At 58.4% G+C, this 22,371-nt stretch carries 20 protein-coding genes and 1 pseudogene; 8 read left to right on the plus strand and 13 right to left on the minus strand.

Annotation, left to right across the window (positions count from 1 at the left end; genetic code table 11):
- The first annotated feature begins 12 nt into the window (after positions 1–12).
- Together LJX92_RS17730 and LJX92_RS17735 are read left to right on the plus strand one after the other, a co-directional pair.
- Positions 13–555: a GNAT family N-acetyltransferase gene (locus LJX92_RS17730; protein ID WP_032880211.1), complete on the plus strand. Its 543-nt coding sequence runs from the start codon at positions 13–15 to the stop codon at positions 553–555.
- A gap of 205 nt (positions 556–760) precedes the next feature.
- Positions 761–1,126 carry a hypothetical protein gene (locus LJX92_RS17735; RefSeq protein WP_228308738.1) on the plus strand — a complete coding sequence of 122 codons (366 nt, stop codon included), beginning with the start codon at positions 761–763 and terminating at the stop codon, positions 1,124–1,126.
- Between the two features lie 38 nt (positions 1,127–1,164).
- Here LJX92_RS17735 and LJX92_RS17740 read toward each other — a convergent pair whose 3' ends face one another.
- From LJX92_RS17740 to LJX92_RS17765, 6 genes and pseudogenes are all read right to left on the minus strand, one after another.
- Positions 1,165–1,881, minus strand: coding sequence for a class I SAM-dependent methyltransferase (locus LJX92_RS17740; protein WP_228308739.1), 717 nt, complete (start codon positions 1,879–1,881; stop codon positions 1,165–1,167).
- A gap of 363 nt (positions 1,882–2,244) precedes the next feature.
- A complete protein-coding gene (locus LJX92_RS17745; protein WP_228308740.1) occupies positions 2,245–2,661 on the minus strand; it encodes a hypothetical protein in 417 nt (138 codons plus the stop codon).
- Positions 2,662–2,797: 136 nt separating this feature from the next.
- Positions 2,798–3,610: an HNH endonuclease gene (locus LJX92_RS17750; protein WP_228308741.1), complete on the minus strand. Its 813-nt coding sequence runs from the start codon at positions 3,608–3,610 to the stop codon at positions 2,798–2,800.
- Positions 3,607–5,127 (minus strand): AAA family ATPase, encoded by a 1,521-nt coding sequence (locus LJX92_RS17755; protein WP_228308742.1) that lies wholly within the window; start codon positions 5,125–5,127, stop codon positions 3,607–3,609. Before LJX92_RS17755 ends, LJX92_RS17750 begins: the two co-directional genes overlap by 4 nt.
- 197 nt (positions 5,128–5,324) lie before the next feature.
- The gene (locus tag LJX92_RS17760) at positions 5,325–5,699 is read right to left on the minus strand and encodes a hypothetical protein (RefSeq protein WP_228308743.1); all 375 of its coding nucleotides are present in this window, start codon (positions 5,697–5,699) and stop codon (positions 5,325–5,327) included.
- 147 nt (positions 5,700–5,846) lie between these two features.
- Positions 5,847–6,125: pseudogene (locus tag LJX92_RS17765) on the minus strand (MFS transporter); the annotation flags it as partial.
- Between the two features lie 300 nt (positions 6,126–6,425).
- On the opposite strand from LJX92_RS17765, the gene LJX92_RS17770 reads away from it, so the two are divergent.
- The 5 genes from LJX92_RS17770 to LJX92_RS17790 all read left to right on the plus strand — a co-directional run bounded on the left by LJX92_RS17770 (position 6,426) and on the right by LJX92_RS17790 (position 13,118).
- The gene (locus tag LJX92_RS17770; protein WP_228308744.1) at positions 6,426–8,186 is read left to right on the plus strand and encodes a S8/S53 family peptidase; all 1,761 of its coding nucleotides are present in this window, start codon (positions 6,426–6,428) and stop codon (positions 8,184–8,186) included.
- A gap of 74 nt (positions 8,187–8,260) precedes the next feature.
- The gene (locus tag LJX92_RS17775) at positions 8,261–8,629 is read left to right on the plus strand and encodes a cupin domain-containing protein (protein ID WP_228308745.1); all 369 of its coding nucleotides are present in this window, start codon (positions 8,261–8,263) and stop codon (positions 8,627–8,629) included.
- Between the two features lie 89 nt (positions 8,630–8,718).
- Complete coding sequence (locus LJX92_RS17780) at positions 8,719–9,225, plus strand: sigma-70 family RNA polymerase sigma factor (RefSeq protein ID WP_060767271.1); 507 nt, start codon at positions 8,719–8,721, stop codon at positions 9,223–9,225.
- Entirely contained in the window at positions 9,222–10,184 is a 963-nt protein-coding gene (locus tag LJX92_RS17785) for a FecR domain-containing protein (RefSeq protein ID WP_228308746.1), read from the plus strand. Before LJX92_RS17780 ends, LJX92_RS17785 begins: the two co-directional genes overlap by 4 nt.
- A gap of 96 nt (positions 10,185–10,280) precedes the next feature.
- Positions 10,281–13,118, plus strand: coding sequence for a TonB-dependent receptor (locus tag LJX92_RS17790; RefSeq protein ID WP_228308747.1), 2,838 nt, complete (start codon positions 10,281–10,283; stop codon positions 13,116–13,118).
- 19 nt (positions 13,119–13,137) lie between these two features.
- Here the strand turns inward: LJX92_RS17790 and LJX92_RS17795 are convergent, their stop codons facing one another.
- The 7 genes from LJX92_RS17795 to LJX92_RS17825 form a co-directional block, all read right to left on the minus strand.
- A complete protein-coding gene (locus LJX92_RS17795; protein WP_032880201.1) occupies positions 13,138–14,223 on the minus strand; it encodes a GlxA family transcriptional regulator in 1,086 nt (361 codons plus the stop codon).
- A gap of 22 nt (positions 14,224–14,245) precedes the next feature.
- On the minus strand, positions 14,246–15,652 hold the full coding sequence (locus LJX92_RS17800; RefSeq protein ID WP_032880200.1) for an amino acid permease: 1,407 nt from the start codon (positions 15,650–15,652) through the stop codon (positions 14,246–14,248).
- Positions 15,653–15,790: 138 nt separating this feature from the next.
- A complete protein-coding gene (locus LJX92_RS17805) occupies positions 15,791–16,531 on the minus strand; it encodes a BPL-N domain-containing protein (RefSeq protein WP_228308748.1) in 741 nt (246 codons plus the stop codon).
- A 110-nt stretch (positions 16,532–16,641) separates the two neighbouring features.
- Complete coding sequence (locus LJX92_RS17810) at positions 16,642–18,372, minus strand: OPT family oligopeptide transporter (RefSeq protein WP_228308749.1); 1,731 nt, start codon at positions 18,370–18,372, stop codon at positions 16,642–16,644.
- Between the two features lie 186 nt (positions 18,373–18,558).
- On the minus strand, positions 18,559–19,185 hold the full coding sequence (locus LJX92_RS17815; RefSeq protein ID WP_078821883.1) for a glutathione S-transferase family protein: 627 nt from the start codon (positions 19,183–19,185) through the stop codon (positions 18,559–18,561).
- 67 nt (positions 19,186–19,252) lie between these two features.
- Entirely contained in the window at positions 19,253–19,948 is a 696-nt protein-coding gene (locus tag LJX92_RS17820; RefSeq protein WP_228308750.1) for a tRNA (adenine(22)-N(1))-methyltransferase, read from the minus strand.
- 10 nt (positions 19,949–19,958) lie between these two features.
- The gene (locus tag LJX92_RS17825; protein ID WP_032880194.1) at positions 19,959–20,672 is read right to left on the minus strand and encodes a FadR/GntR family transcriptional regulator; all 714 of its coding nucleotides are present in this window, start codon (positions 20,670–20,672) and stop codon (positions 19,959–19,961) included.
- 329 nt (positions 20,673–21,001) lie between these two features.
- On the opposite strand from LJX92_RS17825, the gene LJX92_RS17830 reads away from it, so the two are divergent.
- Positions 21,002–22,363, plus strand: coding sequence for an MFS transporter (locus LJX92_RS17830; protein WP_148852534.1), 1,362 nt, complete (start codon positions 21,002–21,004; stop codon positions 22,361–22,363).
- Positions 22,364–22,371 lie beyond the last annotated feature (8 nt).

Consider the following 22,371-nt stretch of genomic DNA (forward strand, 5'->3'; position numbering starts at 1 on the left):
CTGGAGGGGCTTATGGATTATTGCGTTGAGGGCTACTGCCTTCGGCCATTGTGCCGCGACGATTTCGAGAGGATCAGCCGTTACGAAAGCGTCAACCGCAGGCATCTGCAACCCTGGGAGCCGCTCAGGGATGAGGAATACTTCACCACTGGCAACGCCAAGGCCAGGGTCGAGCAGCAGGTAAACAATATGCAGGCTGGCAACGCTCTGTGTTTCCTCTTGCTTGAACCCGAGAGCGGAGAGGTTCTAGCGCGGTGTAACTACACGAACATTGTGAGGGGCGTTTTTCAGGCCTGTCATCTCGGCTTTTCGTTGGCGGAATCTGCCCAGGGCCGTGGCCTGATGAAAAGAACACTTCAGGTCACTAACCGTCATTGCTTTGAGCAGTTGGGGCTTCACCGGATCATGGCCAATCATTTGCCCCGCAATGTGCGAAGTGAACGCCTTCTGGAGTCGCTGGGGTTTGAAAACGAAGGTTATGCGCGAGCCTATCTGAAGATTGCTGGCGTTTGGGAGGACCATACGTTGAGATCGTTGATCAACCCTGAAGAATAAGCGCACCACCCACCCTACTCAGGAAAAAGCTGATGTCTACCGAGCCCCTCTGCCCAATGCCGGCCAATTAAGACAGCGCCAATAACTGTGGCGAGGGAGCTTGCTCCCGCTGGACTGCGTAGCAGTCCCATTCTTTTGAAGCAAAGAACGGGGCCGCTTCGCGCCTGACGCCCCAACCCACTCCCAGGACTCACGGACTTCCTTTATGCCGCCTGCCTCACGCGACCACGCCCGTATCGAACGCCGCCTCATCGCAACCCTGACCGACGCCTGCGAGATCGCAAAAACCGAAATCCCGGGCTTCGAATGGCTGACCCACACCGTTGACTACCGCGCGTTTCCCCAAAGCCTGCGGGTGATTTGGGTGTTCGACAACGTCGCGAGCAAGGCTCACGCCATCGCGACCGGGGCGGACGCCCGTATGCGCGAGCTGACCACCGCCGCGTTGGATGACGCTGACGTGCACGTCCCGAACATTGCCCGCTGCGTCAGTTTCGACTCTGAAGAAGAATGCCACCTTCGGCATGGCGGCGATTGGCGTCGGCGGCTGGCTACTCTCCGGGCGATCTGAATCGCGCCACGGGTTACTGAGTATGGTGGAACACCTCGCTACCCCACTTTGCACGTCAACCAAGCGCCCCAGAAAAGGCTGCTGAAGAAACGGGTCGCATCGCCAAACCCGGCGTCGTGCAACAGTTTCTGAACCGCCGCTTCGGAATGTGGCGGGTCAGCGCCTTGAAGGATTTTGCCGAGCTTGGCTTTCACTTCGTCCGGGGTGGCGCCATGCTGACGCCACCGTTGCCCCCATGTCGCCAGCAGCAACGGCTGGCTGGCATACGCGTAATGATTGCCCGCGACGATCAGCGGTGCCCCCGGTTTCAGGTGCGCGCGAATCGATTGCAGCATCCGGTCCTTGGCGTCATCACCCTCCAGATGATGGAGCACACCGATCAAGGTGGCGGCGTCGTATGACGCATCTGCTGCCAGGTCTTCAAGCGGCCCGAGATGCAGGGTTGTTCTATCAAGCAAGTGGTTGGCCTCCAACTGCTGCCTTGCCGCGTCGAGCATCGGTTGGGAGGGATCAACCGCCATAAAGCGCCATTCCGGTTCAAGGCTGGCCATGGCGATGATCTCCTGCGCCGTACCGCCGGCGCCGACCACCAGTACCTTGGCCGAAGGGGTATCGCCAAGGCTTGCCGCCAGCATGCACGCTGCCAGGTCCTGGCACGCGTCATAGCCCGCCAGCGCGATACGGCTTTGTCGTGCGTACTCGTTGGCTCTTGAGGTATCGAATTTGTCAGCAGGGTTGGGTGAAGATGAATTCAAGGCGGTTCTCCGTGGCCTTGACGCAAATTACGTTAACCGTGGCAGTAAGAAAAATGCATTAATTTTATGTGCTGCATTCCCGTGGGGAATGCGCGTCAACGCCGTCATTCGCGTGCCAAACGCTCGGAAAGCTCTATCGCATTACCCAATCGATCCCTATGATGCCCACGCACGGAGCCCCCCACATCAAAGAGAATGCAATAAACGCCTTACCTTAATAGCCGCGGCTTTACTGGCCATCCAGACCGGTTAGCGACCAGCAGAGTGACCAAGAAGCCGCTGACGCCCCCGTCAGGAAAAAATGCTGAGCTAGCCGAACCCAGATCAACACTATGCTAATTCAAAACAGCAATTTCATTATCGCTAACGTAAAATATCCGTCTCTTGTATATTATTTACCCACTCATATTGATAAAGGTCAAAGCTAGACTCAGACGCCTTAACCAACGAGGCCTCCAAGTTCAAAAATAAATTCTCAACTCTGTATCTTTTTGCGACCTTTGAATACCTCAGCCCATTTTTAGTTTGCCATTCATAAACAATTCTGACTGCATCACTATTTACCTCTCTAGACCTATCAGTCTTTTTATAAACCGAGGAAAAAACTAAAATTGAAGCTGCCGGATTCAGTAAATAGTAACGATAGACATATTCCCAAACCTCCACACCTGCCGTACTTAAACTATCAGAAACTTCCTCCCAGTATTTTAAATTACCTTTTCCTTTCATGCTGGTTAAACACGATTGAAACTCAGACTTCCAATACGATTGATAAGACATCAGCCCTCCTAAATTTTTTAAAATTACAAACCTAAAAACAACAAAACTAAAAGCCACAACAACCACATCGTAAGTCGTGAGATCAAATCTCCAACAAGAGCTCCCCCCTGCCCCCCACCTATTAGCAAAATTATTCCTACCTACATATGAGACCCATATGCGGAGACAGTGCTTGGTGAAAAGCATGAGCCCATGTATTTTTCAAATTCGCAACGCACTGCTGATTAACAAAATTGCTCAACTCTCTAAGACGATCATCATAGCTCGCATAACCTTCAATAATTCGCGCAATTTTAGGAACCTCTTCTGACGAAGCTTTAGCGATATACCTAACCTCAAGATTGAGCTCAATAAAATGACGAGATATCAGACCAAATACACTCGTACTTACGAGCGGATCTCTTTTAAGCCAATAAGAAATCTTGTACAGTTTACCTGGCAATAAAGATACTGTGCAAAATAGAAACTGTACATCAGGGACCGCATCAAAATAAGGATGAATAAAACTCCTGCTGTTACCGTTACCCCACTTTGTTTTTTTATACGTAGTATTACAAGCGCTACAAGCAGGGACAAGATTTTGAGAAGAGATAGAAAGCTCGGGAAAAACACTCCTTGGATAAAAATGATCAAGATCCTTGTGAGTATCTATCTGACAATACGGGCACAGTTTCATGCCACCATATAGATCTATTACACTCTTCTTAATTCCTAACACTTCAGCAGCTTTACTGGTATAAAGATCATAATACGCTTTGCGTTCAATCGGACTCAAAGCAATTGCTGATATAACCCCTCCTGACAGATCAGTTCTATACGCATCAATTTTGGCACTCGCCTGAACTTCCTTTGCAACAAGAGCTGCCTTTCGAGACTTCCGTTGCTTATGAACCGCTTTTTTAAAATCTGCTTTATCATTAAACTTCAAAGGAGAAGTTGATGTTTTCACATCTCACCCCCCACACTCAAAAAATAAGTAGCGGCTTCCGCGCTCAATCTATTTTTTAACGCTTCGTTCACTTCAGACAACCTGAACCCATTGACAGCCAATCGCTTCAAAACAGCTCTATAGTCAGGCATTTCACTATGAATACCAAAAATATTTGATGCCAAGGTGTCGAGACTAGTCCCCAAAGACTCTAACATCATCTCATCAACCCTTGTGCTGCCTTGAATTTTTGACATCACACGAATAAATTTTGCCGGTGTTTCTTGAATAACTATCGGAGAGTGCGTAGATACAATAGCGTAGCTCTTCTTTACTTCCAGCATAGACCTTAATGCATGCATTGTGGATGAAAGCAAACTTGGATGCAGATGATTTTCCGGCTCATCCATGACGACTAATGAATTTTCGCCAAGCTTAGAAAACAAACACGTCAAAATAGATATAGAGACTTTATGGCCTGCGCCCATTCGCCTAAAATTAGCCGCCAACAGGCGCTCATTTTCAGCCATAGGACTGAGATTAGCTTCGTTAAATATAGGCGCCATCGCCTCATACCATGAGTCTAGAGCATTATCCGCTTTAATCTTTCTAATCGCCTCGATAAATTTTTTACTTAAAGTTGTCGAACCAACCACCCTATACAATAGCTCATTCTTACTCTTATCACGAATCCCAATGTATTCGTATTTAGCATAATTCTCCAAGAAATCCTGACGTCGCGTAGACCTTGGAATTTTGACATCATTAGGCATGAAAAATTTATCAAAGACGCTATAAGAAATTGCAAAAACCTTAGATATTCTTGCTCGAGAATCCGAAATATGCTCGGTTTTACCAATACCCGTAACCGCGCCAACCAAATTCGCTAAAAGTTGTGTCTTACCTACTCCATTCTTCCCAACCACAACATTTATTCTTCCCGGAATATACAAATCATCACTAAAACTAAAATCACACTCAGTTATTTGATCAGATCCTTGTAAACTGCAAGAAAAATCAATTTTAAAACCCTCAACAAAACCAATTGATTTTGGTTTCTTGACAACACTATCCGCGCTTAATTTTTTTTCACCAGAGGTCGCTAACCCTTCCCCCTCCGACACCAGCTTTAAAGCACCCAAATTTCTAACCAACGATCGCTTAAATACTAGTTGATACCGGACTTTTTCTATTTTTTCAGTGTTATATCTTAAATCACAAAGCGCCACCAAAATTTCTGAACCATAGCCTCCGGGGAGGTTTTTTATATTTTCATAGTACTCATCTGATTGTCCCAAAGAAAAATAAATCTCATCAAGTCTACTAAACTTATCAGGTATATCCATGCGCCCAGGCTTTTGACCTAATTTCGCAATCTTTGTCGCGCCCACCTTTATTGGCTTTGAAGCTTCAGACTCAAAAAATTGCAAATAAAAATTTGTTTTATAAGAAAAGTCATCCCAATCCGATCTTATTAACACAACACAAGGATATACCTGCTCACCCTTATAAGTTGACACATAGAATACAACACTCATATAAATACTCACTCCACGGTGCATACAATAAAAAACCAATCCAACACTGAAGCCGGACTGCATCACTTATGTCTTCTTTTAAGCAGCAACTTACTCTGGAGAGCTCGAAGAAATTGCACTATCGCATCACGACTGACACGTTCGTCTAATCCGGCCATTCGTCAATTGGCTTCGGAGTCAGTACAGGATTTTGCGAATCATGCCTGACCAGCCTTATCGAACACTTTCAGACGGCCATGGGATTCGACAGTAAAACCACCAATCTTGGCCGAGTCGGGCGCGGCAGTTGCTAGGACCGCTTCGAATGTCTTGAACCAGGTTTTCAGAACACTTTGCGCCCCGGTGAATATTCCGACGAAACGCAGAAATACCGGCGATTGGGAACGGCCGATCCAGGTGTAGACAGCCTGTAGGGATTCCTGCGCGGTTTGGGTAGCTTCACTGGGATGGTAGATGGTCGCCGCGGCTTGCTTGGCGGAGTCCATCAGCGTCTGGGACACGAGCTTCTGGTCAGAAGATGGGAGGCTGACGGTGGCCGGCGGAATATAGGCATAGCTGACGGAAAGTGCCATTTAATCGATCCATGATTGGCGGGTTCTTGGGTTTATCGGCGGCAAAGGCGCAATCTTTAGATCGAAGGTATCAACCAAGTCGCGTTTATTGATTGCGTCCCCTCAATCTTCAGCCTGTGACAACGGCCGCGCCACCGTTTCCAACGCCTAGCACTCCGCCGCCACACCCCAGACTGCTTGCAACAGCACCGCCGCGCACATTAACCCTGCGCGGATCAAATACCCAATCAGCAAATTCCCACGCAGCTGGGTTTGTATGAGTTGCCCAAATAACGTCGGGCCGATAATCCCGCCGAACCCGGTGCCAAACGCATAGAACACCGCAATCGCCAGTGCACGTATCTACAGCGGGAAGGTTTCCGCCACGGTCAAATACGCCGAACTCACCGCCGCCGAGGCAAAGAAGAAAATCGCCATCCACGCCATCAAGCCGGCCAGAGTTCACCTCGAGGCCGTCGAGCAGCCAAGTGATACCCAAGGCAAACACCAGCAGGGTATGGAAGCGGCCTCAGGGCAGGCGGTCGAGACGTGCGAGCAGGTCGGTTTCGAAGACCATGCCCATATCGCCTTTGAGTGCCTGTTGTCGGGTCATTGCCACATCCATCCTGTGCACTTGCCCCTTCGTTATGAGTCAGCCCGCGCAGCGGGAGTTCAGTTGCGCAGGCTGAACGAAGCAGGCTCTGGTGCAGTCGGAACAGCAGGCCCTAAAGGCAAGGAACCCTGCTCATGCCGTTACGCTGCGCCGCCCTCCTCAGCTTGCTCACCTTGGCTGCCAGCTCGTACGCCGTGGCCCAGGAACCGTTGCGCCTGGAAAACCTCAAGCGGTGTGGCGACCTGCTGGAAAACCGTCAGCAGCACTGGTGCCTGACCGTGCGCGGCCTCGGCGCTGGCACCCCGCAGTTGAAACTGGCGGGCCAGGCATTGCCGGCCAAGGCCCTGCAGCGCGACGGCAACCAGTTGCGCCTGCAGCTGGACAGTGCCGCTTACCAAAGTGGCCCGCTGTGGCTGGAAGACGGCCCGCGTACCAGCAATGCGGCCTGGTTGACCCTGCGCCACAGCCAGGTGGTGGCCGCCGGGCCAAGTGAAGTCGCCAAGAACATGGATGGGTTGACCACCTATGTCGACCTGGTCAGCGTGCTGATTGAAGAAGACCACGACGGTCGCCAAGAAGCCGAGCGCCTGGCGCGCAAGTACGGCGCAACCGTGGTGGGCAGCATTGCACCGCTGAACGTCTACCAGCTGCGCCTGCCGGCCAAGGACCTGATGCAACGCGATGCACTGGTGCTGCGCCTGGGCAGCGAGACCAGCGTGGATGCGGTGGTCATCGAAGAGTCCGCAGCCGAAGAAGCCGAACAGCCGCCCCCTGAAAAACCAAGCAAGCCGGCGCCAGACTCTGACGAGTGGGCCGCCAACCGCTTTCTTGATGCGGTGGCTTACTATCAGCGTCGCATCCCGGGTCAACGTACGCCCATAGCGCCGCAACCGGTACGCATCGGCGTGATCGAGCGCGGGGTGGATTTCGACACCGCGGATTTCGCCGACGACCTCGGCCCCTGCTCGCCCAAACGCACCTGCGTGTATGCCCGCGATACGCAGGCGCCGGACAGCCATGGCACCACGGTCACCGGCATACTCGCGGCAGGCTGGGATAATGGCGGCAACAGGGGCTTTCTGCGCGGGCTGGACAAGGCGAGTAATGGCTTCGAGGTGATTGTCGACCGCAACTCTGATGCCGGCATTACCGCCAACATCGCCGCGTCAGTCAACCTGGTGGAAGACGGCGTGCGCGTGCTCAATTGGAGCTGGGGCATTCATCGCGTCGGGGCCAAGGACGTCAATAGCAACGACGTCGATTCCCTGGTGCGCTCGGGCATTGCCATGAGCGGCTATGAAGAACTGCTCGAAGAGTTTTTCCTGTGGCTGCGCAAGGAACATCCCGACGTGATCGTGGTGAACTCTGCCGGCAATGGCTCGGCGTTTTCGGGCAGTGATGACTACCGCCTGCCCTCCTCCTTCATCACCGAACAATTGCTGGTGGTCGGCGCGCACCAGCGCAACCAGCGCACCGGCATTGCCGTTGAAAACCCGGCTTACGCCGTCACACGCAGCTCTTCGAATGTCGACATGCGCGTGGACATCACCGCCGCCGCCTGCGCCCATGCCTCCACCGCCACGGCCGGCGAGGAAGGCGCGGTGCGTTGCGGCACCTCCTACGCCACGCCGATGGTCGCGGGGCTGCTGGCGGCGATGCTGTCGATCAACCCGCAACTTGAACCCGAACAACTGCGCATGCTGCTGCGCCGCAGCGCCATGGCGATTGGCGACAACCATGATTTCGAACGCAGCGACGCCCAGGACCTCACCGCGCCCATCCTGCCCTCAGAGCGCAGCTACCAACTCAATGACCAGGACGTGGGCCGTTCGGCGCGGCTGGATATGCAAAAGGCGTTGGACCTGGCGGTGCAGAGCCGTACGCGGGTGCGCTGAGGTTGCAGGATCGTACAAGCCTGCTGACCGGTTGCCTGGGTAGTCTGGCCTTCTCATCGACAGGAAGACCCCGCATGACTCAAGCACAGCCTGTAAACCTCGCACAAAAAGCCTCGCTCATCGATCAGCAATGGAGCCCAAGAGTGGTTGCCGAAATGAACGACTACCAGTTCAAGGTGGTGCGCATCGAGGGCGAGTTCATCTGGCATTCGCACCCCGAAACCGATGAAGCCTTCCTGGTGCTCGAAGGCACGCTGCGTATCGACCTGCCGGGTGGCCCGGTGTATGTGAAGCCGGGTGAGTTGTATGTGGTGCCGCGTGGCATTGAGCACAGGACCGCCGCCGAAGGAGAAGCCAGGCTGATGATGATCGAGCCAAGGGGTATCTTGAACACCGGACACGAAGGCGGAGAGCGGACGGCAGTCAACGATCAGTGGATTTGAGCGCAGGCGTACGCTGCTTAGCGCTGTACAACCCTTAACCAAAACCCATAAGATGAGAAGAGTTATCATTTAAGCCAAGCGAATCTCACATGTTCAACGACAGCACCGCCTCGCCGGTCGAGCAGTTGTATACCCGCCACCGCACCTGGTTGCGGGGCTGGTTGCATCGACGTCTGGGGCACCGTGCCGATGCCGAGGACCTGGCCCACGATACCTTCGTGCGCGTGTTGTGCTCGCGCCAGGAGGTGGGCGAGCTGCGCCAGCCCATGGCGTTTCTGGCCAAGATTGCCAATGATTTGCTGATCAATCGCTGGCGGCGCCAGGCGATTGAACGCGCTTACCTGGAGGCACTGGCCGCTCGGCCCGAAGCGTTGGAGCCCTCGCCGGAGGAGCGACTGCTGACCATCGAGACCCTGCTGCAACTCGACTCATTGCTGGTGGGGCTGTCGATGCCGGTGCGGCGGATTTTCTTCTTGTCCCAGCTCGACGGCTTGACCTACCCGCAAATCGCCGCGCAGCTGAACCTCAGCGTGGCTCAGGTGCAGCGGGCCATGGGCAAGGCGTTCAGCGTGTGTTACGCGAGTCGTTTTGAATGAGCCTGCCGGTTGATCCGCAGGTCCGCGACAGCGCCATCAACTGGCTAGTCAAAAGCCAATCCGGGCTGATGAACGCTGCCGATTGTTTGGCTTTGCAGCAATGGCGCCAAGCCAATACCGAACATGAATACGCCTGGCAGCGCGTCAGCAGTTTGCCGTTGTCGTTGCAACCGGGAGCGACACTGTTGGCGGATGCCACCACGCGACGGGCGCTGGAAGCTGCCGGCAATGATCCACAGCAGCGCCGCCAGATGCTCAAGGCGCTGCTCGCCGTCGGCCTGCTCGGCGGGCTGTCGTGGCAGGGTGCGCAGTCCACCGTAGTACGTTCGGCGTTGGCCACTTATAGCACCGGCACCGGCGAGCGGCGCGAATGGCGGTTGGCCGACGGCGGTTCGTTGTGGCTGAACACCGCCAGCGCGGTCAACCTGGACTTCAACGCCGCACAGCGCAGCGTGCAGTTGGTCGAAGGCGAGATGGCCCTGGACGCGCCCGTCGAATCGCGGGCGCTGCAACTGCTGACACCCGACGCGACGCTGCATAGCCCGGGCGCTCATCTGCTGGTGCGCCACGACCGCCGGGGTACCCAGGTGACGGTCCTGCGCGGCTTGGTACAGGTGCATGCGCGAGGCCACCAACTGCCCCTGCGGCTGGACGCGGGCTGGCGTACCCAGGTCAATAGCCAGGGTATCGCCGCGCCGGCTCCTGTCGATGGGTTCCTCGCCCAGGCCTGGCTGCGGGGTTTGCTGCCCGCCGAACGCATGCGCCTGGACACGCTGCTGGCCGAACTCTCGCGCTATCGCCCAGGGATTCTGCGCTGTGGCGAAGCCGTTGCAGGCTTGCGCGTCACCGGCAGTTTCCAGCTCGACGACACCGACGCCGCCCTGGCCCTGCTGGCCAAGGCGCTGCCGGTGCGCATTGAGCGGCGCACGCGTTATTGGGTGACCGTGGTGCCGGCCTGAAAATATTTTCGTAATACAGCGCAGTTTTTTCCACGTCGCTTGGCCTATGGGAACAACCCATCGAAACAGGTGGGCCTTCACCCTCAGGAGCCCTGCATGACCTCCCCCCTCCATGTTCTGCGCAGCCGCACGCTCGGCCTGCTGTTTCTTGGCTTGCAACCGCTGTACGTCGCGGCGGTGTTGGCAGCCGATGAGCGCCAGCACTTCCACATCGACGCCGGTACGCTGGACCAGGTGCTCTCGCGCTTCGGCGTACAGGCGGGCATCAGCATGGCGGGGCGCGCCACGCTGACTGCCGGCAAGAGCAGCCAGGGCCTGACCGGCGACTTCACCACCGAAGCCGCGTTGACACGGCTGCTGGAAGGCACGCGCTTGAGTTATCAGCGCCTGGCCGATGGCAGCTACGAGCTGTACCCGGGCGGCACGGCGCTTGCGCTGCCCACGCAGAAAGTCACCGGCGAAGACCCGCAGAAACAGCAGGTGTATTCGGCGCCGCGTTCCTCCGTGTATATCTCCGGCGAGGACATGCAGCGCTTCGGCGTGATCTCCGCCGGCGACCTGCTCAAAGGCCAGCCCGGCGTGCAGGTGGGCGACAGCCGCAACGGCGGCGGTTTGGATGTGAACATCCGCGGCATCCAGGGCCAGAGCCGCGTGGCGGTTACGGTGGATGGCGCGCAGCAAGCGCTGGATGTGTATCGCGGCTATGCCGGCACCCAACAGCGCAGTTACATCGACCCGGATTTGATCAGCGACGTGACCATCGACAAGGGCCCCAGCGTTAACTCCAGCGCCATTGGCGGCACGGTAAAAATGCGCACCCTTGGGGTTGAAGACATTCTGCGCGATGGGCAAAACATCGGCCTGCGCCTCAAGGGCGAGGCGTGGAACAACGGCGTTGCGCCCGCCTACCGCGACGGTCACTCATCCGAGGGCAGCCTGTACGCCGAACCGCACCGAAACCGTGGCGGGCTGTTCGGCTCCCAAGCCGAATCCGGCAGCGCCGCGTTTGCCTACACCCATGACCTGTTCGATGTGGTCGCAGCCTACGCCCACCGCAATCAAGGCAACTATTTTGCCGGCAAAAAGGGACAGGATCGCTACCGTACCTACGACCGCTATGGCGACGAAGAAAGCACAGTGGCCAGCACTTATAACGCCGGCGAAGAAGTACTCAATTCGTCGGCCGAGACTGAATCCTGGTTGCTCAAGACTACGATCCGCCCCACCGACGAGCACACCTTCGACCTCGGTTACCAGCGCTACAACGGGCACATCGGCGAGATCATGCCGTCGGATATTTTTCGGTTCGGCACCGGCGGCATCTACCAGTACCCGCTGGGCCATACCCGGATCGACACCTATACCGCGCGCTACCATTACCTGCCCACCAACAACCCGCTGGTGGACCTTACCACCAGCCTGTGGATGACCGATGCGCAAACCAGCCAACTGACTTCAGTGCTCGCGCCCGCTTCCCAAGCCTACCGTTCGGACCGCAACTGGAGCCGTCAGGCCAACCGTCGCATCGGCGGTGACCTGGCCAATACCTCACGGTTCACCAGCGACTATGGTGACCTCAAGCTGGACTTGGGCGGTGGCTTCCAGGTCGAAGAGCTGCGCCCGCAAAAAGGCGTGGTCACCACCCAGCACGACATCAACGCCAACCGCAGTTTGCGCGATGGTTCACGCCAGGAATTCAACCTCAACGGCAAGCTCGAATACCAACCCGTGGACCGCCTGACACTATGGGGCGGTGGCCGCTATACCTATTACCGCACACAAGACCATGTGCCGCTTTCAACGGCGCGCCGGGAAGAGCGCCCGTTGCGCTACGTGTCAGCCACGAACGCCGGGGCCTACGGCAACATGCTCTGGTTCCCCGACATGAACGGGGACTACACCGACGCTACCGACCCGCGCCTGAACAACGGCATCGTTTTCAGTAACACCAACTACCCATTTGAGGGCCCGCGCTATAACGATTTCGGGGCCACGGATACCACGGCGTATGAGCCCCAGGTGGGCGAAGTGGTCAGCGGTTATGACTACTCCGGAAAAAACCGCAACAGCGGCGGTGCATTTGCGCCTGCCTTCGGCATCAATCTGGAGGTGGCGCCCGACACCTTCGTCTACGCCTCTTACACCCAGGGCCTGCGGATGCCGTCGCTGTTCGAGACCAGCCAGGGCGTATTACAAACCCTACCCGGCAAAGGCTTGAAGCCCGAGCGTTCGAGCAACTGGGAAATCGGCGCCAGCACCCTCCAAAAAGGCCTGTTTGTGGCTGACGATGAGGCGGCGATCAAACTGGCGTACTTCAACAACACGATCAAAAACTACATCACCCGTTACTACGACCCCAGCCCCGGCCTGATGGGCCAGATGCAATTCAGCAACACCGACAGCTTCAAGACCAGCGGCCTGGAGTTGCAGTCCCATTACGATGCCGGCCGTGTGTTTGCCGACCTGTCATCCACCTACTACCTCAAGACCCAAACCTGCGACTCGGCGTTCGCCGCTCGCCTGCGTGCCAGCAGCAACCGCTATCGCGACACCAGCCAGACGCCCAACTGCACGCCCGGCAGTTTCATGGGCTCCTACACCAACACCCAGAACCCGCCACGCTTTGCCGCCAACCTGACCACCGGCGTGCGCTTTTTCGACCAGTCGCTGACGGTCGGCACGCGCATCACCTACACCTCCGGCCCCACGGTGACCGCCGATAAACCCTGGCAGACAGGCGCCACCACGCCACAATTGGTCTATCGCGAAGTGACGCTGGTGGACTTGTTCCTCAACTACAAATTGCAGGACCACACCCAACTGAATGTCTCGCTGCAAAACCTCACCGACCGCTACTACCTGGACCCGCTGGCGCAAAGCTTTATGCCGGCACCGGGCCGAACCCTCAGGGTGGGTCTACAGACAACATTCTGACGCTAAGCTGAGCATCGCCTTAGCGCCGCTGAATCTGCACCGTGGCAAAGGTCGGCTCGTCGCGCGCCTGCTCCAGTGCATTCCTGGGCCTTTGCGGGGCCCGGGCTTGCACCTCGGGCCGTAGCTCAGGCGGCGGATGCAGGCGCATGTCCGAGCGCTCATCGCTGGGCGCCACGCCGAAGAAGTCCCGGTAGCACTTGGAAAAATGCGGCGTGGACACAAAGCCGCAAATCACCGCCAGCTCGACAATCGAAATCGGCGTCTGCATCAACAACTGACGCGCACGGGTCAGGCGCAGTTTGAGGTAATAGCGCGATGGCGTGCAGTACAGGTGCTTCTGGAACATGCGCTCCAACTGGCGTCGGGACACGTGAACATAGGCGGCCAGTTGGTCGAGGTCGATGGGTTCTTCCAGGTTAGATTCCATCAGGGCGACCACTTCTTGCAGCTTGGGCTGTTGCGTGCCGAGCAGGTGCTTGAGCGGCACGCGTTGGTGGTCGCGCTCATTGCGAATGCGCTCGTACACGAACATCTGGGAAATCGCCGCCGACAACGTGTGCCCGTGATCGCGGCCGATCAGGTGCAGCATCATGTCCAGCGGTGCAGTGCCGCCGGAGCTGGTGAAGCGGTTGCCATCGAGCGTGAACACGCTGGAGCTGACCTTGACGCGGGTAAACGCCTCCTGCATCGACGCCATCAGCTCCCAATGCACACTGCACTGGAAGCCATCGAGCAACCCCGCCTGGGCCAGTGCCCAACTGCCGGTGCACACCGCGCCGAGACGTTTGCAGTACAAGCGCGCCTGGCTGCGCAGCCAGGCGATGAGCGCAGGGCTGATAGCCTGTTGAATGCCGACGCCGCCGCACACGATCACCGCATCGAAGCCGCGCTGGTCCTGCGCGCACGCATCCGGGGTCACCGACACGCCATCGCTGGCCCAAACCGGCTGGCCGTCCAGGCTCAGGGTTTGCCAACGGTAGAGTTCTTCGCCCGCCAATTGGTTGGCCATGCGCAGCGGCTCGACCGCACACGACAGCGATATCAGGGTGAATTGGTCCAGCAGCAAAAAGCCGATGGTCTGGCAAACAGGTGCCTCGGTTTCCATCACCGCTACCCCGCAGGCGTGATCAGGAATGTTCCAGCGCCACCGGCTTGGGTGCCCGGTTGTGCTGGCGCGACGTGACCAGGCCGATGAAGGAAATCACCAACGCCAGGCCAATGGTCGAGGACACTTCGGTGCGGTGCTCGGGCGTCACCATCATCACCCCCAGGGCCAGGCAGATGAACACGATCACCAGGTAAGTCAGCCACGGAAACAGCCACATGCGAAAGGTCAACTCGACGTTTTGCCGAAGCAGCAAGCGACGCATACGCAGTTGCGAGATCGCGATCACCAGGTACACCAACAACGCGATGGCGCCGGAGCTGGCGAGCAGGAACTGGAACAGACCGGCTGGCATGAAGTAGCTCAGCAACGTGACGCCCGCACCGATGATGGTGCTGGCGATCACCGCCGCCCGGGGCACGCCCGCCTTCGAGGTGATTTTAAGGGCCGATGGCGCATCGCCGCGTTTGCCCAGGGAAAACAACATGCGCGAGGAAATGTAGATCGAGGAGTTCATGCAACTGGCTACCGCAATCAGTACCACCACATCGACCATGAACTTGGCATTGGGAATATTCATCAGTTCCAGTGCGCGCTGATAGGAGCCCACGGACGCCAGCAGCGGGTCATTCCAGGGCACCACGGAAATCACGATGGAGATCGACAACAGGTAGAACACGCCGATGCGCCAGATCACCGAGCGGGTGGCCTTGGCGATGTTCTGCGCCGGGTTGCTCGATTCGGCTGCGGCGATGGTCACCGCTTCGGTACCGATGAAACTGAACATGATGGTAATGAACGCGCCCACCACCGCCGAAAGGCCGTTGGGGGCAAAACCTCCGTGTTCTTCCATCAAGCGGCTCAAGCCGCTGGCTTCACGATCCGGGATCCAGCCCATGAGCACGCTGAAACCCAGGCCGATAAAGCCGACGATGGCAATCACCTTGGCCATGGCGAACCAGAATTCGAACTCGCCATATTTGGCCACGCTGAACAGATTGGTGATCACCAGCAACACGATTGAGACCAAGGCGAACAGCCACGCATCGACCTGAGGGAACCACTGGTTGAGCACGTGCCCGGCGGCCAAGGCTTCGATGGGAATGACCAGCACCCAGAACCACCAGTACAACCAGCCGATGGTGAACCCCGCCCAGGGGCCGATGGCCTGGTCGGCGTAGGTGGAAAACGAGCCGGTGTCGGGGCGTGCCACCGCCATCTCCCCCAGCATGCGCATGACCAGCACCACCAGCAGGCCGGAAAACAGATAAGCCAGTAAAACCGCCGGTCCCGCGGCGGCAATGGCATGTCCGGAGCCGACAAACAACCCCGCGCCGATGATGCCGGCGATGGACAACATGGTCACGTGACGCGGCTTGAAGCCCTGCGCCAGCTGACCGTTGGAATCGTTGCAGTTGAGGCTAGTCATTGTTTTTGTTGTTCTCGGGCGGCCAATGACCCTCACCTTAAGTGCCCGAGGCCAGGCGCAAGTAGCCTGGTTACGCCACCATCGTGTCTGATATCGACATTTGTGAGGGTGGCCCCCTGAAGTGACGAGCGTGGCGCCCTACTCTTGCGCGCTACGTATCAACGACCCGAACAGCTCTCCACGCGGCATCTTGCTCAGCTCGATATCGGCATTTTCAAACCACTCTCGCCCGGCTTCCGGATGCGGCCCGCTCAGAACAACCACGCCACGTTCGTAGGTGTAGCGCGCCGCCGCCACGTCGCCATTGTGGTAGGTCGCGATGACCTTGTAGGGCGCCGCGGCGCTGGCTTTCGGGAAGTAAGGGCCGTCCTGGTAAAACACATGGTCAGGCTGCCCGTCCCACGTCACCCGCACGGCGGCGTCATCGATACCGGCCACTTCAAAACCGGGGCGGCCGGCTTCGGTGTCGAGCGCCTGGGGGATCAGGCCGAGGTTGTTGTCGTCGGCCAGGTAGGCGCCCATGCACAGGCCCAGGTAGCGGCCGCCGTTGGCGACGTAAGCGCGGATGGCTTCGGCACGTGTATCGCCCAGGCTGTCGAGAGCGGCCGGGATGTCCTGGCCGCCACCGGGTTGCACGTAGAGGTCATAGTGCGCCAGGTTCTCTGGCGTGATGTCGATGGGTTCGTCGGCGCCGACGAAGTCGATCCGGTAATTGGTGTTGAGACGCTGCAGGGCGGTTTTCACATTTTCCGAGCAGTCCGGGCAACCTGCCGGGCCACGGTAGATGGCGACATGGGTGATGGGGCCTGCGCCGTGCACGGGTAAAGGGTGCAGCGTAGCAACGGCGAGAAACGTGGCAGCGAGGGCAGGCAGTTTCATGGGGCAGGCTCAACGCTCAGTTGAATGGGTTTGATCCAGTGATCGCAGCGCCAAGCCTATAACGATGAGCCTTTTGAATTCGTGAAAAGTTGTAAATCCACGTGGGTCATTCATCCACTCCCCAGCATCTGCCACAACGACGCGCCCACGCCGGTAATGCTCTCGCCGGCGATCAACCCCGCCGCTGCCGTGATCGCAAAGCGCTGCGTCACGCTCGGCCAGCGACAGCTCACGGCCCAGGTCATGATCGCGCCAAGGGCCATCATCAGCGACACCGACGCAGGCAACACAAACGCTAGTCCCAGGGCTGCCGCACTTGGCAGATAGCGGGCGCGATGTGTGGGTAATGTGCTGTCGAGTATGCCCAGCAGCACGCCGAACAAGCTTGCAATGCCGATGGCCCAGCGGATGCTGGGGGACAGTGAATCCAAACCGTGGGTCAGGGTTTGGGCCACGGCTTTCCAGGTGGCGACGGCCGGGGCCGGCCATTGTTCGGTGAGCAGCATGGTTTGAGGGTCAGGGATCAACGCCAGGTACGCGAATACGCCGACGATGCTGCCGACGAAAATTCCGAGGATCTGGGCGATCACTTGCTTGTGCGGCGTCGCGCCAATCGCTTTGCCCACCTTGAAGTCGTTCATCAGGTCCGTGCACTGCCCCGCCGAACCGCCGGCGGTGTTGGCGCTCATCAGGTTGATCGGCACCTGGCCAGGCGCAACAATGCCAAAGCTCAGCTGGGACAGTTGCCCGATGGCGCCAATCGGCGGAATACCGGTCGCCCCCACCACCCGCGCCGCCACCGCGGCCAGGCAGATCGCCAGGGGAATGGTCAGCAGCGCCATGCCCAGGTTGATACCGAACAACAGCGCTTGCAGGCTCACCACCAGCGCGATCGCCAAGGCAAACCCCACGGCAGGCCCGGGCTTGGGAACCGCCCACGGCGTGCCGCCAGACGCCCGGGTCGAGCGATGCAATGCCCACAGGCGAATCGCCAGGGACGCCAAGGTGGAACACACCATCAGGCTCACCCCGGGCCACAGCAGCCATTCCACCAGCGCGGCAAATTGCGGACCGTTGCTGTCGGCGGGCAGGCTCACCAAGCCGTTGGCCAACAGCCACGGCCCCAGCCCGCCCCATGCCAGCAAGGCGCCCAGCAGCAGGGTCAGGCCCACGCGAATGCCGATGATGCCGCCGAACCCCAGCAACAGCAGTGAAGGGTCTGCGGTGAAGGTCAGGCGCTCCAACGCGGGGCTCGGCGACCAGCGCGGGAAGGCCCACATAAAGGTATCTACCCACTTGACCGATCCGGACAACAGCGCCGCGCCGAGCAGCACTTTCAAGCGCGTGGCGGCTTCGCGGCCATGGTTGTAGATGTGCAGCAGGGTTTCCAGGGTGGCCATGCCTTCGGGAAACTTCAGCGCCTTGTCATTGAGCAATGAAGGCCGCAGGTACCACGCGATCCAGATCCCCAGGAAACTCACCGAAAACACCCAGGCGATCATCGGCAGCGCCGCCAGCTGGTTGCCCGTGAGCAGGGTATAGGCCGGGATGGGCGCGACCAGCCCGCCGGAAATGATCGACGCCGCGGCAGAGGCCACGGTCTGGTTGATATTGCTCTCGTGCAGGGTCCACGGCAGGTGCTCGCCGGAACGCCGGGCCAGGCCCTGCCAGATGCCATAGCCAATCAGCAAGGCGATGATCGACATGTTGAACGACCAGCCGATCTTCAAGCCCGCGTACACGTTGGAAGGGGTCAGCAGGATACCCAGCACGATCCCGGTGATGACTGCCCGCAGGCTCAGTTCACGCTCTACGGGCGCGATTGACGAGGTGGAGTGCATGCAGATTCCTTTCGAGAAAAACCAGTGCCACCTCTTAAGTGAGCGCTGGAGGACTCGAAGGTTCACCTGGTTCCAAATGTGGGAGGGGGCTTGCTCCCGATAGCAGTCTGTCAGTCAGCATTTTTGTAGCTGACCCACCGCTATCGGGAGCAAGCCCCCTCCCACATTGGTCCTCTTCACCTCTGGCTATTTGGCGAACGCGTATTCCCCGCCCCGCTCCACCGCCTTGCGGTAAGCCGGCCGCGCCTGGAGCTTTTGCAGCCACGCCGCCAGGTTCGGGTAAGCCTGCAATTTGCCCTGGGCCTGGGCAACTTCACCGATAAAGCTCATCTGGATATCCGCACCGCTGAGTTCGTCGCCCACCAGGTAAGGCGTGCGCCCCAGCACATCATTCAGGTAGCCCAGGTAGTTGGCCAACTCCGATTCAATCCGCGGATGCAGCGGTGCACCCGCTTCCCCCAGCCGCCCCACATAGAGGTTGAGCATCAACGGCAGCATGGCCGAGCCTTCGGCAAAATGCAGCCATTGCACATAGCTGTCGTAGGCGTCGGTGGCCGGGTCGGGTTGCAGTTGGCCGTTGCCGTGGCGGCGGATCAGGTAGTCGATGATTGCGGCAGATTCGATCAGCACGCGGGAACCGTCTTCGATCACCGGGGATTTGCCCAGGGGGTGAATGGCCTTGAGTTCAGGTGGCGCCAGGTTGGTCTTGGCGTCGCGCTGGTAGCGTTTGATGTCGTAGGGCAGGCCCAATTCTTCAAGCACCCACAGGATACGTTGTGAGCGGGAATTGTTGAGGTGGTGAACAGTGATCATAGCGGGCAACACCTTGGGGGATTTAGGAGAAGACTACAGGGTAGCGGTGAAGTGCCGTGAATGTGGCTCAGGCGAGCAACTGATCGATCCACTTCACCTGCTGCACGATCTCCTGCACTTTCTGCTCGGGCACGGCCTGCCGCGCCTGTTCGAGGCTGGCCAGTGTCTTGCGTTTTTCGCGCACCATACGCTGCCACTTCGCCAGGAACTCCTCGCTACGCGCCTGCATTTGCAACGGGCCAAAGTACAGCTGCTCGGCGGTATAGGTGACCGCCTCGGCGCGTTCGGCGACGATGATTTCGTAGTAGAAGCGGTTCTCCCGCAGCAGCTCCTCGTGCAGGATCTGGTAGCCGTTCTCCATCAGCCATTGGCGCAGCGGCTGCTCGCCGCCGTTGGGTTGCAGGATCAAGCGTTCGCGGCCATTGAGGTGCGCCTTGCCGCTGTCGAGAATGTCGCGGATCGTTTCGCCGCCCATGCCGCACAGGCTGACGACGGTAATATCATCGCCCGCCTCGATTGCCGCCAAGCCATCAGCCCGGCGCACGGTGATGTGCTGCGCCAGACCGTTGTCGGCCACGGTACGGTTGGCTGCGTGAAACGGCGTAGCGGCCACTTCCCCCGCCACTGCCGCCGCAATAGCGCCTCGGTGCATCAAGGCCACCGGCAGGTAGGCGTGGTCCGAGCCGATATCGGCCAGGCGTGCGCCGATCGGCACATGCGCTGCCACACGCTCAAGGCGCATGGACAAGGTGTGTTGGTTCAACGGTGGTTCCTTATGAGTGCCCGGAAAATCGATCCCGGCTGTTGGTCAAGTGCAGCACCATGGCTGCCCGTGCGGCATCCGGGTCCTGGCGCTTGATGGCGTTGTAGATCGCCTCGTGCTCCAGGTTCGCCAACTGCCCCAGCTTGGCAAAGTCCGCGCCGCCGCGTTCGGCGTCCTTGACCTGGGTGCGCGGGATCATCGCACTGCCCAGGTGCAGCATGATGTCGGTGAAAAAGGTATTGCCGGTGGCCTCGGCGATCAGCTGGTGAAAGCGCTTGTCTTCCTCCACGCAACTGTCGTTGTTGGCCAGCGAGGCCTGGTAGTCGTCCAGCGCCTGGCGCATATGGGCCAGTTGCGCTTCGCTCCTGCGCAGGGCGGCCAACGCCACGGCCTGCACCTCAAGGCCCAAGCGTAATTCGAGCATGTTGCGCACGCTGGCGACCGTGTCCACATGCAGGCGCAGGCCCGGCTGCGTGTGTTGCTCCAGCACAAAGGTGCCGATGCCGTGACGCGTCTCCACCAGCCCCGACGCCTGCAACTTGGACAAGGCTTCACGCACCACGGTGCGGCTCACTCCGTGCTCAAGCACGATGGTGGATTCAGACGGCAGTTTTTCACCGGGCTTGAGTTGCCCGAGCAGGATGCGCTGGGTCAGCGCCTCAACCACGCCCTGGGCCAGGTTGGTTGAGCGTTTACGCACAGGCGTTGGGCTTTCAATGGGCATGACTACAGGTCCGCAGGGTTGGGCAGGAGCAAGCTTATCACCCTGTCTGGAAGCACCGCCCTTTTGCTGAAAAAATCCTTCAGCTTGTATGACAACACATCAAATGCTCACCACCCGCATTTGCTGAAATGTTTGAACCCTCCCACTCAAATTCCGCTGCAAAAACCAATAAAAACGGCTAAATAACCGAAAAAACTGGTCATTCGCCGTACTTATAAAAACAAATTCACTCATCAGCGCATTGCGATTCCCGGAAAACCACTTGTATGATGTCTATCAACAAAACAGCCAAACCCGCATAAAAACAATCAGGGGGAAGTTTTCAAATGGTGAGCCATTCAAGCCCAGCATCTGCCGCACCCGAAAGTGATTCAGTACTCGCCCGCGCCGTGAGCAAAGTGAAGCGCCATGTGCTGCCACTGTTCGTGGTCATGTTCATCCTCAACTACATCGACCGCGTCAATATCGGCTTCGTGCGCACGCACATGGAGCATGACCTGGGGATCGGCGCGGCGGCCTACGGCTTTGGTGCCGGGTTGTTCTTCATCGGTTATGCGCTGTTCGAAGTGCCGTCCAACATGCTGCTGCAAAAGGTCGGCGCCCGTATCTGGCTGACCCGCATCATGTTCACCTGGGGCATCGTCGCCACGCTGATGGCGTTTATCCAGAACGAAACCCACTTCTACATCCTGCGTTTCTTGCTGGGTGTGGCGGAAGCCGGGTTCTTCCCCGGGGTGATTTATTACTTCACGCGTTGGTTGCCCGGCGTGGAGCGCGGCAAGGCCATCGCGATCTTCCTCAGTGGCTCGGCGGTGGCGTCGTTGATCTCCGGGCCGTTGTCGGGTGCGTTGTTGCAGATCGAAGGTTTTGGCTTGCACGGCTGGCAATGGATGTTCGGCATCGAGGGCCTGGCCTCGGTGGCGCTGGGCTTCTTTGTGTGGTTCTGGCTGGATTCCAAGCCCCATGATGCCAAGTGGATGACCCGCGAAGAACAGGACGCCCTGGTTGGCGCCATCGACCAGGAACAGCGCGAACGTGAAGCCCTGACCACGGTGAAACCGACCATCGGCAAGCTGCTCAAGGACCGCCAGATCCTGCTGTTCTGCGCCCTGTACTTCTGCATTCAACTGACGATCTATGCCGCCACCTTCTGGCTGCCGAGCATCATCAAGAAAATGGGCGACCTGAGTGATGTGCAGGTGGGTTTCTTCAACTCGATCCCCTGGCTGATCTCCATCATTGCCATGTACGCCTTTGCGTCGCTGTCGGGCAAGTTCAAGTTCCAGCAAGCCTGGGTCGCGGCGGCCCTGCTGATCGCGGCGGCCGGCATGTTCATGTCCACCACCGGCGGGCCGATCTTCGCCTTCGTCGCGATCTGCTTTGCGGCCATCGGGTTCAAGTCCGCGTCGTCGCTGTTCTGGCCCATCCCCCAGGGCTACCTGGATGTGCGCATCGCCGCCGCCGTAATCGCGCTGATCAACTCCATCGGCAACCTGGGCGGCTTTGTGGCGCCGACCACCTTCGGCTTTCTGGAACAAACCACCGGCTCGATCCAGGGCGGGCTGTATGGCCTGGCCGGCACCTCGGTGCTTGCGGCCATCCTGGTGTTTTTCGCCAAGACGTCGCCCTCTATCGTGCAGACCTCACATAGCGCTGCACCCTCAGGCGCCGCCATCAGCAAACCCCTTTGAGCGTATAT

The organism is Pseudomonas sp. HN8-3, from assembly GCF_020790195.1.
In the GTDB taxonomy this organism is placed as follows: Bacteria; Pseudomonadota; Gammaproteobacteria; order Pseudomonadales; family Pseudomonadaceae; genus Aquipseudomonas; species Aquipseudomonas synxantha_A.

Bases quoted from the DNA above. Each gene is read 5' to 3' on its own strand.
- LJX92_RS17730 (WP_032880211.1), top strand. From the start codon at position 13: ATGGATTATTGCGTTGAGGGCTACTGCCTTCGGCCATTGTGCCGCGAC.
- LJX92_RS17735 (WP_228308738.1), top strand. From the start codon at position 761: ATGCCGCCTGCCTCACGCGACCACGCCCGTATCGAACGCCGCCTCATC.
- LJX92_RS17745 (WP_228308740.1), bottom strand. From the start codon at position 2,661: ATGTCTTATCAATCGTATTGGAAGTCTGAGTTTCAATCGTGTTTAACC.
- LJX92_RS17755 (WP_228308742.1), bottom strand. From the start codon at position 5,127: ATGAGTGTTGTATTCTATGTGTCAACTTATAAGGGTGAGCAGGTATAT.
- LJX92_RS17760 (WP_228308743.1), bottom strand. From the start codon at position 5,699: ATGGCACTTTCCGTCAGCTATGCCTATATTCCGCCGGCCACCGTCAGC.
- LJX92_RS17770 (WP_228308744.1), top strand. From the start codon at position 6,426: ATGCCGTTACGCTGCGCCGCCCTCCTCAGCTTGCTCACCTTGGCTGCC.
- LJX92_RS17775 (WP_228308745.1), top strand. From the start codon at position 8,261: ATGACTCAAGCACAGCCTGTAAACCTCGCACAAAAAGCCTCGCTCATC.
- LJX92_RS17780 (WP_060767271.1), top strand. From the start codon at position 8,719: ATGTTCAACGACAGCACCGCCTCGCCGGTCGAGCAGTTGTATACCCGC.
- LJX92_RS17785 (WP_228308746.1), top strand. From the start codon at position 9,222: ATGAGCCTGCCGGTTGATCCGCAGGTCCGCGACAGCGCCATCAACTGG.
- LJX92_RS17790 (WP_228308747.1), top strand. From the start codon at position 10,281: ATGACCTCCCCCCTCCATGTTCTGCGCAGCCGCACGCTCGGCCTGCTG.
- LJX92_RS17795 (WP_032880201.1), bottom strand. From the start codon at position 14,223: ATGGAAACCGAGGCACCTGTTTGCCAGACCATCGGCTTTTTGCTGCTG.
- LJX92_RS17800 (WP_032880200.1), bottom strand. From the start codon at position 15,652: ATGACTAGCCTCAACTGCAACGATTCCAACGGTCAGCTGGCGCAGGGC.
- LJX92_RS17805 (WP_228308748.1), bottom strand. From the start codon at position 16,531: ATGAAACTGCCTGCCCTCGCTGCCACGTTTCTCGCCGTTGCTACGCTG.
- LJX92_RS17810 (WP_228308749.1), bottom strand. From the start codon at position 18,372: ATGCACTCCACCTCGTCAATCGCGCCCGTAGAGCGTGAACTGAGCCTG.
- LJX92_RS17815 (WP_078821883.1), bottom strand. From the start codon at position 19,185: ATGATCACTGTTCACCACCTCAACAATTCCCGCTCACAACGTATCCTG.
- LJX92_RS17825 (WP_032880194.1), bottom strand. From the start codon at position 20,672: ATGCCCATTGAAAGCCCAACGCCTGTGCGTAAACGCTCAACCAACCTG.